Below are 15,423 nucleotides of genomic sequence, written 5' to 3' on the forward strand. Positions count from 1 at the left end.
CACCTCTAGTAGTGCCGCCAGCCTCTTGGACTTTAAAGTCCTTGATGCTGCCGAATGCTGGGCTGTAGTCCAGTCCTATGTAAAAACTCCCGGCTCCGGCGCCTGAAAATAGACCCTCGCCGCCTGCGCCAGCACCAGCTGCAGGGGCAGCCAGTAAAGAATGGATTGGTGCAACCGCTGCAACCAGAGCCATCAACACGCCTCCTAGGGGAAGCTTCCTATTACTTACAGCACTCATAAAACCTAACTCCTAAAAAACCAAAAAAACCGTACGCTCTAGAAAACCACGTACACCACTAATCGCTGTACGTCCAAAAACCCAGCTTGAAGGTGTTGGACTTGGCTGCAGTGCAGCACTTAACAACTCCTGAGCTGGGGAAAAGACGCTTGGTAGGAAACCATCCTCCCACACCGTACTGCCAAGGACCCCGAAACTTTGGGGTGCACTTACAGCCGAGGCGGAGGTTAACCTACCCCTAGTGGCGCTAGCTCCTCCAGCAGCGTGGAAGCCACCACCTGAGGTCTGCTGCCCCGATGCTTCGCCACCCACCCTCAGCAAGGACGGGCGCGCCGCTGTGGCCAGAGAGCCTGGCAACAGCGTGAAGGCAAGCAGTCCCTTCAAGGAAAATGCTCTGCAACTCATGCCGCTCCCCACATAAAGCTACCTCAAAGTAACACCCTTATGCCTGCTTCGACGCCAAGGTACCGCACTCCTGCGTTACCCTCGAACGGTGGCAGGCCCAAGTTCTCCCCCTCCCCAGCAGTAGCCGGTATCACGACCACGGCAGGAAGGGGCCTAATAGCCCGCTCCAGGGTTCCCCGGTAGTAACCTGCTGCGAAGATGCTGGCACGAGGGTGCAAGTTTAAAGCTGCGCCCATTTTCGCCTGGTATGCGAAGCGTGTGTTCGCCATGCCAAGAATGTCAAGGAACTCCACGCCGCCGCCCAGGCATGTGTACGGGGTAACGCTTCCTCCAGAGGGGCCTGCAGGGAAATCGCGACAGATGCTAACTACGGCTGAGCCAGCAGAGATTGCGCGATTTGCAAAAACAACCCGCTGAGTGTCGCTGGTTCTCCCAGCGGCAAAATATTCGTGCCCGCCTTTGAGCACCGGCTTCCCGGACTTCTTAACCCTGAAATCCTCAAAAGAAACCTCAAGTTCCACTCTGGTGCCCGCTCTGGAGTAGCCCAGCACACCTGAAACCCCACACATACTGACCTCGTATGATGGCGTGTAGCTAGGCTCAAAGTTATTCCTACCCCGCAGAGCCCTGAGCAGAGGAGAGTCTAAGAGCGTAGCACCCGTTGCCTGCTCGGCAGTCAGAACAGATGTGCTGGGCGCGAGCCTAAAAAGCTTGCTTGGAGCGGTAAGCCTGTTTTCACGCACGGCGAACTCCCGCACCACAGGCAGTGCCGGCTTGTACTGAGCCGCTACATAGAGCTCACCCTCCGCCCCGACGCCCGGTGCGGCGCTACCAACATTGGGAGCCGCCCCGTTCCCGGCGGTGGACACCGCCACAAAGAGAAGACAAGGCAGCACGAACAGACTTTTACGACTCATATACAAACCCGACCACAAAATCCCATCTAAACCTAAAAACCATCACCAAATGCACATCTCACCCCGGCGATTCCTCCGAAGTAACCTACACTAAGCACCGGAAGGACGTCCGCGTCCACAGAGGGTACGCCACTACTTGTGGTACTCAAGAGCGTTGGCCCACCCCCAGCATGTTCTTCAGTATCCGTACCCAGGTAGTACGCCTCAGCAAACAGCGAGAGCCGCGGGCCCAAGTTATACTCGACGCCGGTTCTGCCGCTCCACGACAACACCAAGCTACCACGGGACCCCCAATAATCTACAGACGAAACCCCGAGGCCCAGGCAGGAATAAAGCCCAAAATGCCTGCCGAACGCGCCAACGCCGGAGTAGCATGCGCTAAGCTCGACGGAGTTCAGGCCGACCCCCGAAACCTCCCCAATGTGATACTCGGCCGTGGACCCGCCATCAGAGGAGACCTTGCCGCTTGGGAATGCAAACCAGGCAGCGTTGCCGCTCACGGCATAGCTGCCGCCGTCAACACTGAAACTGCTGCTATAAGCGCTGAGCTGCAATCTAAAAGAGTCGAAGCTGTAGCCCAGGGCACCCGACAAACCGAGGCTGTTTTCATATTTAGGGAGGTAATGCGCGCCAAACCCGTCACGCGTGGGCGCGGCGAGACCAAGCTCTGCAAACCGCACGAGCTGCTCGCTACCCTTATCGACTCCCAACACTGCACCCGGCACTCCGTGGGTCTTTACGGAGGGAAAGCCGAAGTTGGCTACACCGAGCTCCCCGCCCAGTGTGGCGTAAAAGCCCCTAGTCCCCGCGTTGGCGCCGGTGCACACCGCGCCAGAAGCCGCCACCAGCGCCCCACATGCAAGGATGCTACAACAGGCTCTTCCGCGAATCGACATACAAACAATCCAACAAACCGACCCAAAAACACCCCATCTGCGCACAGAAGAGGGTAGTGTGTGCAACCCACACACCCATAAGGTATACTAAAAAAGAATTAAGTCAAGAGAGCTGGCAATATATTTTGCAATTTAAATGATGTGCCTTAACGATTTATTCAAGCGCGTCACCCTCAACCATGCGGATATCACAGCTGACGCCGCCTCCTAACCGCGGGGGTATAGAGCCGACCTAGACTCTAAAGTACGAGTCTGATACCGCACTCAAACCCAAAATAGTCCAGCCCCAAGCTCGCTTGCGGGTATAGCAAACCGGGCAGCTTACCGCCGGCCGCCTGGGCGCTGCTCTCGCCCCCACCGCTACCTGCTGCACCCTGGGATCCTTTAGGTGACTCTGTCTTGATGTGGTGTACTACAGGTATGTTGGAAAACTTTTCCGGATGCACCCTACTTGCATAAGCGTACGCGAACAGGGCTGCCTTCCTAGACGCGAAATACTGCACCCCAACCTTTGCCTGGTACGCCCACCGCACCTCGGTCACGCCCAGAAACCTGACTAGACTGCCACCACCGCCAACGCAGGCGCTTGGAGAGATCTGGGAGGACTCAGGCAAGAGGTCGTAGCACAGATTGGCCATCAGGGATGCTGTGGTCACTTCCTTATTCTCAGCGGTGATGTGGTAGGGCTCCTGCGGCCTTGTAGCAACAGTTGTGCTATTCTCATCAGGCGCTGAAATGGCAAAACGATACGCGCGCTCAGGATTATCCTTATACTTCTTGGTATCTACGGGGAATTTCTGATACATGCCTTCAGCCTCCAGCCGCACATTTCCAGCGGAGTACCCAACCGATACGGACCCAGCCTTAGCACTCCTAAGGTACTCAGGGGAGTACTTCCCCTCAAAGCTGCCGCCCGAAGCTAGATCTGGCCCTTTAGCGGGTGGAGCCTCGGCGCCGGATGGGGCCGCTGGAGGCGTTGCAGCGCCCGCCGCTGCCTTAGCGGTGCCACCCTGCTGTTTTTCCTTCATGGCAAACGTATTAAGCGCCTTACCTTTGTCTTCTACTATAAAGTCCCTAAAGTGCGGGACTGCCAGCTTGTACTGTACACTGGCGAAGAATCCCGACGCACCCTCGCCCCTAGAAAAGTCTATGGGCCTGGGGGAAGCAAATGACCCACAAGGCGTGAACAACAAAGACAACGCAGCGTAAACCAAGCCGTAGACCTTCTTCATAGCAAAACTGTACCCAACACTTCAGCGCACGTGCCAGGATAGATGAACCACAATGGTGTGTCAAATGCATGCAATCTACATTTAGGGAATGCTTGCTTCATATAAAGGAGTTGTTAAACAATCCACGCTGCTGTTACCAATATGCAATGCAATAGACCTGGCGCGATAAATATACCACTAGCGATGCAGCATTGGCGCGACAAAGTCAGACTGTGTGACGCGAAAGCACGGCATCGCACACGAGGATGCACTGACACACGCGTGAGACTGACTAGCACATAAAGAAGCCAGCAAAGAGGTGAAAGCAGCCCTGCAGAAGCGGCACTGATGCCATGCCGCTCTCACCACGCTGCGAACTTCAAATGCGCCAACCCGCGTACACTATTAATAGTGACAGTCTATCCGAGTCTTAACCTAGGCTCCCGTTTCGGATTCGGGGTCGTGCTCGTAGCCGAGCTCCTCGTCCGCATCAGAATGCTCGTAGTCATCCTGCTGCTGTTCCGCGCACATTACCTTCACCAAAGTGTGAATCGCGCCACGCATTTTATCGCTCTTGATGCGACGATATGCTCTTACCAGCATAAGGACTTCTTTGCCATCGTTATAGCTTTGGCCAAATTCCTCTAGGGAGGACTCTTCGCCTTCCCTGAGCGCGGCATCTGTTGCATCGCCCGCATCGGTGATAGGCCGTAAGTCGTTTTGCAGCTTTGCAATCAGGTCTTTGATTTCGATGCCCAGAACCCTTGCAAGCTCATACAATCTGCTGATCACAATACGGTTGGTACCCTTTTCATATTTTTGTACTTGTTGGAATGTAATTCCCAACCTGCTTGCGAGCTGGTTCCGGCTCATGCCCTTCATGATCCGCTGCTTCTTAATCTCCCTGCCGACATACTCGTCTACCGGGTGGGGTCTGGCTTTGCCCTCAACAATTATGGGTATGGAACTTTGGTTTTGTGTTCGAGAAGTCATAAACATTATCCCATATGTTACTCAGATAACTTAGGATAAATCATACATAATGTTAATGCAACAGTTATTTAATGTATGGTTGTAATAATAAAACTGTAAATGGTATGCTAGATTAAAAATAAAATCATCAATAAATATCCGGGAAACTTCCGGAGATTTTTTGAGGCAGCGCGCTGGGCACTTGTTAGTGCGCGCGTTTTATGCTAGCATGCGGCGATCGTTCTAGGAGGAGCCATGATGTTTGAAAAGACGCTATCTATACTAAAGCCTGACGTTGTTGAACGTGGTATAATAGGCCGTGTCCTATCCTACATAGAAGCGGCGGGGCTGCGCATTGTTGCCCAGAGGATGTGTGCATTGTCGCATGAGCAGGCGGAGGCCTTCTATGCGGTACATAAAGCAAGGCCGTTTTTCCCTAGCCTGGTAGGTTTTATGACCTCTGGTCCAGTTGTAGTGCAGGTGCTAGTTGGTGAATCTGCTGTCAAAACTTACAGAGATGTTATGGGTGCCACGAACCCTAGCGAAGCGGCCCCTGGTACGATAAGAGGAGATTTGGCAGAGAGTATAGATGCAAACTGCGTACACGGCTCTGACAGCCTGGAAAACGCTGAGTGGGAGATAAAGTTCTTTTTTAAAGAACACGAAATCATGAGCAGCATGCCCAATGGCAAATAGCCTACGGCTGCCTTCTTGTAACTATTTTCTTGTGAGCGATATCTAAAATGTGTAGGCCGCACGGCACAAAGTTCTGAGGTCTCTGACGTGCGTCTAGCGCGTGGTAAAACGCAGAGTCCTTGGTGCGTAGGACCTCTTAAACGCTTCTTTTACCTCGTGAATTAACATTTCCGCAACTTGCCGCCTGTTGGGCTTCTAAGAGCTTTTTTGCCAACAGCAGCAAATGGTTCCTGGTTACACTCTGTGGGTTGCGTTCCCACGTCTCCTTTAACCTTTTTAGGGTGTGTCCGAGTAATTTTCCTTCCTTATATCCCAGTTTGGCCAGATCCTTCCCAGAAACAGGTAACGACAAAGGCGCAAACTGTTTCGTATACTCCAAGTGCTCCAGGAAAGCGCTTGCAGACAAGGTTTCTTTGCTTAGGAAGCTGACTATTACCAGGTCTCTATATACATCTGTACCCAGGTCGTTAAGATACTTCTGTTGTTGTGTGGTGGAAAGCGGGAAGGGCAGGTTGGTTGTCAGCAGTGTTTCCAAGAGCTTTTTTCCTTTCTAGACAAGCGCAGTAGTGCTTCCAATCCCTCTACTGTACCTGACATATCGGTGTGTGCATATCCTTTCAAAATGGCCGCAAGCTTGGTTATGGGCGCTCTACCCGCCAAGTGTGTGCATGACAGCCTGCCGATCTGTACCGGATAGGGCACTACTTGGTGTAATACGCCGCACCCTTCCATTATTTTGAGTGTAGATGCGCAGTTTGTGCACGCCAGTAGCTTGAAAAACTCGCTGCGTATGCGCTCTCTGGATAGTTTGGCGAGGCTATCCGCGTATTTGTTGCAAAGGAAGATAATTTCCTCGCTCAATGGGCTTTTGTCGCATATAGACGCGTGGAACCGAAACACCCTTAGTATGCGCAGAAAATCCTCATTAATGCGCGCTTCCGCATCTCCAATAAAGACCACAGTCCGATTTTCCAAGTCTTGCATGCCAGAGAAATAATCGTAAATTTTACCGCTCTTGTCGCAGTATAGGGCGTTGAACGTAAAATCCCTCCTAGAGGCATCTTCCATCCAGCTATTCGTGAACGCAACAGCCGCGTGGCGACCATCGCATTCTAAGTCACGCCTCAGCGTGGTAATTTCATACGGGATACCCGCTACCACCGCGGTTACAGTGCCATGCTTTATGCCTGTGGGTATCGTCTTGATTCCTGCGCTGCCCAGAGCCTGAATCACCATTTCTGGCACTAAATCGGTGGCAAGATCAATATCGGTAGTATCGCGACCAAGCACGCTATCACGCACGCAACCGCCCACGAGTCTAGCATTTCCGCGTGCACCCTCTATAGCTTCCACTATCCGAACTACACCGGGATCGGCCACGAGTTTACTTAGCATTATTCGTGCTATGAAAAATTTCCACCGATGTTAGCAAACTTCCGCGCAAAAGACAGAAAATTTTCCTTATGGTAGCGCCATGTAATAATTATCGCGGTGAATGCGGGTTTGAAGATATGTGATGAACATAAGCCACATTTCCCACTCTGGCGCGCCTGTTAGACAACAACTACTGCTTTGAGTTGCTGTTATGCAGCATGAAACATGCAGTGTGGCGCGCTTAAGCAACTCTTGCACGAAGCATGCGCGCTGTCAGGGACGTGAATTTATGTGCAGGAGGCAAGACTCGTACGAACTTGTTGGAGAATTTGCTGGCAAAGTTTACAACAGATTTATACTTACACGCTCTGTTGTTGCGCGTTTTGCGCAGTTTGCTTACCTAAGGCTGTGTTTTGTGCACCTTTTCTGCTGTGTGGAATGCCTGAAAGCCAAAATTGCCGGGGGTGCCGTTAGTAGTTGCCCAGCTACGGCAATGCCGCATCGTCTATGACGAACTGCACGTACTCATTTCCCCGCCACTGGTTTACGCTGATTTTGCCGAGCAGATGAACGCATCGCCCGCGCTGCAGAAGCGTTGTGCCCAGTTCTGTGCCTATGCACTTGAAGCACACGCCCTTAACAAGTGCATTGTCACCGGATATTAGGCACCTAACGTGGCTGCCACCCATGACTTCGGGTTTTCTGATTTCTACATTTTTAAGGATGAATCTAGGCTCTGGATTTCCTGGGCCGAACGGTTCCAGCATTTGCAGCTCCCTCCACAGTGGAAAGTTCACGGCCCCTGCGGTTAATATGCCGCAAGCATACGAGACTTTCTGTATGTCGGAGTGCTTAAACCTTTCCAAGAAGAACGAGTACAATGCCTCAAGCTTGTCTGCGCACACTGAAAATCCCGCGGCCATAGCATGTCCACCGCCCTCAGGTATTAACTGCTCAAGTTTTGCTGCGAGCACTGCCGCTCCTATATCAATACCGCTAACGGATCTGGCGCTCGCCTTGCCGAGATTTCCGCTTAGCGAAACCACTATTGATGGTAGATGGAATCTCTCCTTAAGCCTGCTCGCCACAATTCCTATTACGCCCACGTGCCAGGTGCCCGCAACCATGATGACATTATTACCTGCTGCGACTAACCGCTCTGCTTGGTGCAACGCTTCTTCCAAACTCCGCTTTTCCAGCTCTTTTCTTTCAGCATTCAAGCTCAGCAGCATGTAGGATATTCTCTCGCACTCGCTCTCGTCATCACTAGACAAAAGGCTGGCTCCCAGGCTTGCGTTGCCGACCCGCCCCCCGGCATTTATATGTGGCCCTATGCTAAAGCCCAGGTGATAAACGCTGATCTTTTCCTCTATCCCAATGGCGTCTCCGAGCACTCTAAGCCCCACGTTACTCCGGGCGGATATCACCTTCAGTCCGTGCCTGACCATTGCTCTGTTGAGCTTTATCATTGGCATAACATCGCAAACGGTGCCCAGCGCAACCAAGTCGAGGTAGTTCATGAGATCTGGCTCGCTTCTGTGCGCAAAAACCCCCGCTTCTCTCAGGGTTTTTTGTAGTGCCACTAACAGCAAAAAAGATGTACCAACGGCCGACAGGTATGTATGCTCAGAGGATTCGTCCAGTCTGTTCGGATTCACTACCGCAACGGCCTTGGGCAGGGTGTTTATTCCAATGTGGTGGTCGACGACTATGACATCAAGGTTTACAGACCGTGCTGCTAATATGGGTTCGTAGGCCAACGTGCCGCAGTCTACGGTAATACAGAGGCTATAACCTTCCTCACGTAGTTTTAACATTGCGGCGGAGTTTGGTCCGTAGCCCTCTTCAACGCGGTCAGGGATGTAAATTTTTGTGTGTACCTCCAGGCCACGCAGGTATCTACACAACATGGCAGAGGATGTTGCGCCATCAACGTCGTAGTCGCCGAAAATTGCGATGCTCTCCCCATTGCGTATTGCATCGTGTATCCTCGCTACGGCTTTGTCCATGTCTAGCAGGTGAAACGGATCCGGCAGCAGGAGCCTCAGGGTAGGAAACAAAAATTTTCCATCTCTTCTATGGGGATACCGCGAGTTGCCAACACCCTGGCTACCACTTCACAAATCCCGAAGCGCTGCATAATTGTTGTTACGTCCCGGCAGGGTACTTCACAGACCCTCCACGTTGCCCCTCCAACACCAACGTACTCCAGTGCCGCGTCTGTTGCTTCTATTACATCTTGCACTACTCAACCCCGGTGACCTACAAACGGCCTTGTGTTTTAAAGTTGCGGCACCAGCCCTACAGAGCGGCTATAAACGTAGCTACACACTGCAACCCCAAACTCCCGAACGAACGCTTGACTGAGCTCAGGATCCAAAGCTGCTACGGAGTAAAAAACCCCTGGCCCCCATCGTACAGGTACAACTTCACCATCTTCACCGTGTCTATGCCAGCGTCTTCCATTTTGAGCAGCAGATTTCCAACCTCCCGGCCGTCAACGCCATCCTCTTCCTTCCCTTCCGCGTAAAACCTGCAAGACACAAGATCGACGTACGTGTAAGAATATGGAGCTTTAGGCCACAACTCCAGTCCTTTGGCGTACACCAGCTGCAACTTCAGTTCCGAACTGAGCCCTGAAAGGGACCCAACTAACTCCTTGATGTCAGTGCCCTTGTCCCAATGTACCGTGACATCAACGCCCACCAACACCCTTTTGGGATTGCTGCGCACGTAGCCCGAACTCCCGGTACTTGGTGTTTCCTTGCCGAGAGAGAGGCCCTTAAGCCGCTGAGGTGTTGTTCCTAAGTTTCCCACTATTGCCTGCGCGAACTCCATGGTGGATGCCCTACGCAAGCTGGTTTTCTCGCTATATATATCGGCAGTATGCACGCCATCTTCTAAGGTCTTCAAAAATGCGTTACGGATCACCCCGGCCTTGTCCAGCTGCCCGATGTGCACTAACATTTGCACAGCCGCGTTGAGCAGCCCTGAGGGATTGGCCACATTCTTGCCTGCTATATCGGGTGCTGAGCCGTGTACTGCCTCGAACATGGCGTAATAATCACCTATGTTCGCACTGCCAGTCAGCCCTATAGACCCAGAAGAGAGCGACACTATGTCTGATACAATGTCTCCATACAGATTTGTGGTTACCACAACATCAAAATCCTCCGGGTTGCTGGCGATCTTAGCCATGCCCACATCAACTATGTAGTAGTTTGCTTCAATATCTGGATAGCCCTTGGCGACCTTGTCGAAAGAAGCGTGCAGTATTCCGTCAGTCATTTTCATGATGTTATCTTTCACGAAACACGTAACCTTCTTTCTATTGTGAGCCCTGGCGTAGTTAAACGCATACGCACAGATTTTTTCCGAGGCGGACCTGGTTGAAATCTTCACGCACTCATGGGTGTCTTCAGATAGTTTGTGCTCAACACCGCTGTAGGTGTCTTCCTCATTCTCTCTGATGATTACCACATCCAAATCTGGGTGCTTAGTGCCTACAACGGGAAAATAAGAAACGCAGGGCCGCACGTTTACATAAAGCCCCAGCCTCTGCCTGAGGGCGACATTCAAACTCTTATGCCCACTGCCCTGTGGGGTCATAGTAGGGGCCTTAAGCAGCAGCCTAGTCCTGCTGATTGACTCCCAAGCAGAAGGAGCGATGCCAGAAGTCCACTCCTTTTTATACTGGTTGTGGCCTATATCCACGGTTTCTATAGAAACATCTGCTCTGGCCTCCTTCAAGATGAACAGCACGGCCTCCATAATTTCCGGCCCTACTCCATCTCCATACGCTACGGTTATAGGTACTGACATAGACTCCCAACACAAGAGCCCACAGTATAGCGAATATTGCTCAAATGGGAAACGTTAAATACACGCGCTGTGGGTAAAGCTGACGGCTAATCATATACTGAAAGGCGAATATCAGCCATTATAGCACACTCTAACACTCACGCATGCCGGTATAGGTTTATGTGGCGCTATCAGCAGAGCAGGTACCCAGCGTTGGCCTCACGACCAACTTTGTTGAGATTGCAAGGTTGCTATGTAGGCAAAGTGCTTGTAGAGCGCGTACCACCCGCCACGGCGTGCCGGCTAGAAGTTAAATTTCCAAAAGCCCCCTGGCAAATTCCCGGGCGGAAAAATCCTTCAGGTCATCTATACCTTCGCCGACTCCCACCGCATGTATGTGTATGCCATACTTCTGTGCTACACTTAGCACTATACCACCTTTGGCTGTGCCATCTAGTTTGGTGAGCACTATGCCATTCACCCCAGCAAAACTTGAAAAGAGCTCAACCTGCGAGAATGCATTTTGCCCTATTGTTGCGTCTAGCACTATTATAGTGTTATGTGGAGCCTTTTTGTCATGCCTGCCTATCACGCGGCGTACCTTGGCCAACTCTTCCATTAGATTTTTGTGGTTTTGTAGGCGCCCAGCGGTGTCTATAAGCACCACATCTATTTTCTCGCGTATGGCTTGATCAACCGCCTTATATGCTATACTTGCAGCATCAGCCCCGGCCTCCCCCGCTATAATTGGACAAGATATTCTATCGGCCCAAATCTTTAACTGGCTAACCGCAGCTGCACGGAAGGTGTCACACGCACCCATGAGTACAGATTTGCCTTCCCGCTGGAATTTGCGCGCAAGTTTAGCGGCTGTGGTAGTCTTACCACTGCCGTTGACCCCACATAACATTACCACCTGGGGGCTGTGCTCTATAGATATTGGAACGGCGACCTTGGTGAGAAATGCCTCGATTTCTTCAGCCAGTGTTTCTCGTACCCGGGCACAGCTGGGTTCGCTAAACTGCATTGCAGCTATCTTCTGTGTGAAAAAAGACGCACTCTCGCGCCCCATATCGGTCGATATGAGCAGGTGCAACAACTCCTTCAAAGTTTCTTGGTCGACCTTTTGGCCATCCCGGAACAGCTTTCTGATTCCCGCGTTAAGCTTAGACGAGGTTTTCAACAGGCTGTCCTTTAAGCTACCCAACAACCCTTGATCACATTCCATAAACTAGACCCAACAGCTTGAAACTCCTGGTACACGTGGTACCATCGCCACGGCACCTTGGGGGAGCTTCCATCAATGCAAGCGCACTTTATAACATCCTGCGGAACAGATGTAGGAAAGACCTTCATTGCCACAGCACTGTGCTGGAATTTTAGAAGAATTGGTGAAACTGTGCAAGCCATTAAGCCGGTAGTAAGCGGGTACGACGAGGATAATCCGGGATCTAGCGACACTTTTCAAATTATCTCCAGCTTAGGATATGATTTTACCCAAGAGAACGTGGATAAGGTTTCTCCGTGGAGGTTAAAACATCCGCGTGCCCCGAATATTGCATCAAGGATGGAAGGTGTTAATCTGAACTATAGCGAGATTTTGCGGTTTTGTGCCGAGCGTTGCAAAAATGTGCCCGGACACATATTAATTGAGGGCGTTGGCGGAGTTATGTCCCCACTAACGGATGAAAAAAGCTGCATAGACTTAATAAAAGATCTGGATGTCGCTGTGGTTTTGGTTGTAAACCCATATTTGGGGAGCATAAGCCACGTGTTGACGGCTTTGGAAGCGCTGAGGGGTATGCAGGTGAAGATTGTGATTACCCTAAAGGACTCGGACAGCACATATTGCACAGATTTGGTAGAGTACCTGCGTTCCTATTGTGGACGTTCAGCATACGTTCAGGACCACGTTAGTGGCGAACATGAAAAGTGGGCGCTGGTGGGGAGGGGAATAGTGGACTTCATTGCGGGCAGCGGCACTTAATTGCTGTCATAGGGCTACATCCCGTATGGCATAGGTGGGAAGCACAGCACTTCCGTGGGGCGCACAGGCGCGAGTTCTTCCTATCTATACAGCGCATGCCAACCGTCAAATGGGCCCGGCCCCATGCTACTGCATGCAAGGCGGCAAATGTGAAAAATTGGTGCTGGTGGGGCAGGGGAATGAATAGTGGACTTCATTGGGGCAGCGCACACACGGCAGCGCCGGCCTCAGACAACCTCGTTTTATTGTGCCGGGCTATATTGTGCTGATTATATGCTGCGCCACGCGAACGTGCCGGGTTGCTGTTTGCATTCAGCAACTGGCGCCTTAATCTTCTTCCTCGTCGCTGTATAGTTTTTGTTGCTTTTCCCGCCTTTCTTGCTCTTCTATGCAATACAGGGTTACTGGGTTTGCCTCAAGTCTAGCAGTGCCAATTTTTTCTCCGGTCTCTTCACAGTAACCGTACAGGCCGTCGTCAATTCTCTGCAACGCTTTGTCGATTTCCACGGTCAGAGCATCATTGCGATTACACGTCTGTAGGGTTAAGTCTGTATCGTACTCTCTGGTGGCCATATCGGTTAGGTCAGCATCTGTGTGAGACTGCAAAACCTCCCTGGCCTTCTCCTCGGATTCCTTCTGCAGCGCCTGCTTCCACGTTATAAGCTTGTTTCTAAAATAATCCAGCTGCTTGGGATTCATGTAGTTTTCATCTTCTTCATCCAAGGTGTACTTAGACAACACATCACCCTCCGGTGTTATCGCATAACTGAAATCCTAAGAATGCTTGCTTAACATTTGGTGTACCACTATGCTGCTAGAGGGTTATACATAGTGTCCTATCGTGTCCCATGGAAGCGTGCTAATGCGCGAGCTAAAAATCATGTCTTGCGATACCGGTAATGCTGCACAAGTTGTTTTACTGTTTGTAGTAGTAGTGGGTATCGCACTTTTTGTACTTCCGCCAGCATGCGTGAATGAGGTTGTGCCTTGTCTGTTCTGGATTTGTGGTGTGTCAGCCACGCAGACATCTATCAAGGCGCTGCTGGAAGATGATTATCGTGGCGGAGTGCTCGAACAACTGCTTATACAAGATCTGCTACCAGAGGCTGTTATCTTCCTAAAAATACTTGCGCATTGGATCTGCATCTCGGTACCTATAAGCATAGCCGCCGCGTTAATCCAACTCACAATACTGGGGGGAAGCATCCACTATGCGGTTGCCCTAGGGCTGGTGCTAGGTGTCGGGCTGCTGGTCGTCAACTGCGTGTCCGCCGTGGGGCACTCCCTGGTCTTGGGTGGTGAGGGGAAGCTAATTACGGCCCAGATTTTGGTTTTCCCGATGATTGTACCAGTGGTCGTGTGTTCCCATCTTTGTCTTGAGGGCATGGTAGATTTCACCTTTACCCGAACAACCGCCCTGTTAGGGGTAGGTGTGCTATGTTTGGTGCCAGTAAGCGTATTTTTTGTACTGGCAGCTGTTCGTCTTGCTGTGGAGAAAGACTGATTTCAGCGGGGCCAGAGGCGCAGTTTCAAAATTTGTTCAGCGCGCAAATTTTCCTTGGTGCATACTCTGGTCTGCGGGTTGGTGGAGCCACAGCGAATTGACTTTTAGTGGACATGGCCTATAGTAGTAAGCATTGGGTGATTAGCTCAGGTGGTAGAGCGTTTGCTTGACGTGCAAGAGGTCACTGGTTCGAGTCCAGTATTACCCACTCACGAGGGTGGTGCGTATGTCTAGCTATGACGGTGAGTTCTGCCCGCATACGCACAGAAGAATGGCGCTATCCATAGTTGTGGTTGCGGTGGCAATGGCAGCCGAAGTTATAGGAGGGCTGGCGTCAAACTCCCTCGCGCTGCTCTCAGATGCTGGCCATATGCTTACAGATCTTGTGGCACTCACGCTTAGCTGGCTCGCATATAAATTTGCCGTGAAGGAGTCTGATGCGTGCAGGTCATATGGCTACCACAGATTTCAAGTTATGGCTGCATTCATCAACGGCGTTTCTTTATTTGTGGTGGCAATTCTAATAGTCTGCGAATCAGCAAAGAGGTTCATCTACCCGGTTGAGGTGCACTGGCAGATCATGTTAACAGTGGCGCTGCTGGGTCTTGTGGCGAACGTAACGGTGTTTGTAATTCTATACAGAAAGGACGAACATAATTTAAATATCAAAAGTGCGGTGCTGCATGTTTTGGGAGATCTGCTAAGCTCCGTCGCGGCTGTTTTGTCTTCTATTGTTATCATGCTTAGCGGATGGCAGATTGTTGACCCCTTGTTGTCTGTGTTTGCCAGCATTCTAATGTTTTACAGTGCGTTTAAAATAGTGAAAAGCTCCGGCAATATTTTACTGGAGGGAAAGCCGGAAAATATAGACATTGAAGAGGTAAAAGATTCAATTCTCAGCAACATTCCCGCGGTTATTGACGTGCACCATGTTCATCTGTGGTCTTTGACCAATAATTATCCCATAATGACAATGCACGTGAAGGTGCCAACACCTCTGGCGAGCAACGAAGCACATTCTGCACTTTTGATATCAATAAAGAGGTTACTCAACGAAAAATTCGGCATACCCCACGTGACCATAGAGATTGAATGCGGAGAATGTTCCGATGCTAGCTGAGCTATGCTGTCTGGTGTAGTAATGGTTAATGTTAAGATAACAACTGGTAGTATAGCATTGCACATGCTTCCCAGGAGATTGGCAATGTACAAAAGATGCACTGATGTAGGCTGTGTTCTGGCAATGTGTCTTGCCCTTATATCTCTTGGAGGGTTTACTACCCGTTTTGAAACGTGCAGCAATCACCAGGAGATTTGCGGCTTCATTGAAACTCTCAAGGCGCGAGTGTACTCCATAGTATCGAGGGGCGGGGAAACCGTTGAGCCGCTGCTCGAAGAAGTCGTGGATAGTGCGCTCGATTT

General features: G+C 51.1%; 14 protein-coding genes, 1 tRNA gene and 2 pseudogenes. 6 read left to right on the forward strand and 11 right to left on the reverse strand.

Going from position 1 to position 15,423, the window contains the following annotated elements; translation table 11 throughout:
* The 5 genes from GAC_RS00205 to GAC_RS00230 form a co-directional block, all read right to left on the reverse strand.
* The coding region (locus GAC_RS00205) for a P44/Msp2 family outer membrane protein (protein WP_141562636.1) at positions 1 to 238 on the reverse strand (238 nt) is incomplete at its 3' end.
* A 428-nt stretch (positions 239 to 666) separates the two neighbouring features.
* A complete protein-coding gene (locus GAC_RS00215; protein WP_010266103.1) occupies positions 667 to 1,560 on the reverse strand; it encodes a P44/Msp2 family outer membrane protein in 894 nt (297 codons plus the stop codon).
* A 32-nt stretch (positions 1,561 to 1,592) separates the two neighbouring features.
* Positions 1,593 to 2,405: a P44/Msp2 family outer membrane protein gene (locus GAC_RS00220; RefSeq protein ID WP_010270747.1), complete on the reverse strand. Its 813-nt coding sequence runs from the start codon at positions 2,403 to 2,405 to the stop codon at positions 1,593 to 1,595.
* A 290-nt stretch (positions 2,406 to 2,695) separates the two neighbouring features.
* The gene (locus GAC_RS00225; RefSeq protein ID WP_010268627.1) at positions 2,696 to 3,688 is read right to left on the reverse strand and encodes a P44/Msp2 family outer membrane protein; all 993 of its coding nucleotides are present in this window, start codon (positions 3,686 to 3,688) and stop codon (positions 2,696 to 2,698) included.
* Between the two features lie 414 nt (positions 3,689 to 4,102).
* Positions 4,103 to 4,666, reverse strand: coding sequence for a helix-turn-helix domain-containing protein (locus tag GAC_RS00230; RefSeq protein WP_012659109.1), 564 nt, complete (start codon positions 4,664 to 4,666; stop codon positions 4,103 to 4,105).
* 228 nt (positions 4,667 to 4,894) lie between these two features.
* On the opposite strand from GAC_RS00230, the gene ndk reads away from it, so the two are divergent.
* On the forward strand, positions 4,895 to 5,335 hold the full coding sequence (gene ndk, locus GAC_RS00235) for a nucleoside-diphosphate kinase (protein ID WP_010268610.1): 441 nt from the start codon (positions 4,895 to 4,897) through the stop codon (positions 5,333 to 5,335).
* Between the two features lie 136 nt (positions 5,336 to 5,471).
* Here the strand turns inward: ndk and GAC_RS06190 are convergent, their stop codons facing one another.
* The 5 genes and pseudogenes from GAC_RS06190 to ftsY all read right to left on the reverse strand — a co-directional run bounded on the left by GAC_RS06190 (position 5,472) and on the right by ftsY (position 11,738).
* Entirely contained in the window at positions 5,472 to 5,870 is a 399-nt protein-coding gene (locus tag GAC_RS06190) for a hypothetical protein (protein WP_407059588.1), read from the reverse strand.
* Positions 5,855 to 6,730, reverse strand: a complete 876-nt coding sequence (locus GAC_RS00240; RefSeq protein ID WP_407059589.1) for a CCA tRNA nucleotidyltransferase — start codon at positions 6,728 to 6,730, stop codon at positions 5,855 to 5,857. Before GAC_RS00240 ends, GAC_RS06190 begins: the two co-directional genes overlap by 16 nt.
* 464 nt (positions 6,731 to 7,194) lie before the next feature.
* A pseudogene (gene recJ, locus GAC_RS00250) lies at positions 7,195 to 8,954 on the reverse strand (single-stranded-DNA-specific exonuclease RecJ).
* Positions 8,955 to 9,094: 140 nt separating this feature from the next.
* Positions 9,095 to 10,531 (reverse strand): isocitrate dehydrogenase, encoded by a 1,437-nt coding sequence (gene icd, locus GAC_RS00255; RefSeq protein ID WP_010268592.1) that lies wholly within the window; start codon positions 10,529 to 10,531, stop codon positions 9,095 to 9,097.
* A 289-nt stretch (positions 10,532 to 10,820) separates the two neighbouring features.
* Positions 10,821 to 11,738, reverse strand: coding sequence for a signal recognition particle-docking protein FtsY (gene ftsY / locus GAC_RS00260; protein ID WP_010266070.1), 918 nt, complete (start codon positions 11,736 to 11,738; stop codon positions 10,821 to 10,823).
* A gap of 75 nt (positions 11,739 to 11,813) precedes the next feature.
* On the opposite strand from ftsY, the gene bioD reads away from it, so the two are divergent.
* Positions 11,814 to 12,497: a dethiobiotin synthase gene (bioD, locus tag GAC_RS00265; RefSeq protein ID WP_010270732.1), complete on the forward strand. Its 684-nt coding sequence runs from the start codon at positions 11,814 to 11,816 to the stop codon at positions 12,495 to 12,497.
* Positions 12,498 to 12,824: 327 nt separating this feature from the next.
* Here bioD and GAC_RS00270 read toward each other — a convergent pair whose 3' ends face one another.
* Entirely contained in the window at positions 12,825 to 13,238 is a 414-nt protein-coding gene (locus GAC_RS00270; protein ID WP_010266066.1) for a TraR/DksA family transcriptional regulator, read from the reverse strand.
* A 100-nt stretch (positions 13,239 to 13,338) separates the two neighbouring features.
* Between GAC_RS00270 and GAC_RS00275 the strand changes: the two genes are divergently transcribed.
* The 4 genes and pseudogenes from GAC_RS00275 to GAC_RS00290 form a co-directional block, all read left to right on the forward strand.
* A complete protein-coding gene (locus tag GAC_RS00275) occupies positions 13,339 to 14,001 on the forward strand; it encodes a heme exporter protein CcmB (protein WP_010270727.1) in 663 nt (220 codons plus the stop codon).
* A gap of 135 nt (positions 14,002 to 14,136) precedes the next feature.
* A tRNA-Val gene (locus GAC_RS00280) sits at positions 14,137 to 14,209 on the forward strand.
* Between the two features lie 18 nt (positions 14,210 to 14,227).
* Complete coding sequence (locus GAC_RS00285; protein WP_010268585.1) at positions 14,228 to 15,121, forward strand: cation diffusion facilitator family transporter; 894 nt, start codon at positions 14,228 to 14,230, stop codon at positions 15,119 to 15,121.
* 3 nt (positions 15,122 to 15,124) lie between these two features.
* Positions 15,125 to 15,423, forward strand: a pseudogene (locus GAC_RS00290) (ABC transporter substrate-binding protein); the annotation flags it as partial.

Source organism: Anaplasma marginale str. Florida (assembly GCF_000215485.1).
GTDB classification, from domain to species: Bacteria; Pseudomonadota; Alphaproteobacteria; order Rickettsiales; family Anaplasmataceae; genus Anaplasma; species Anaplasma marginale.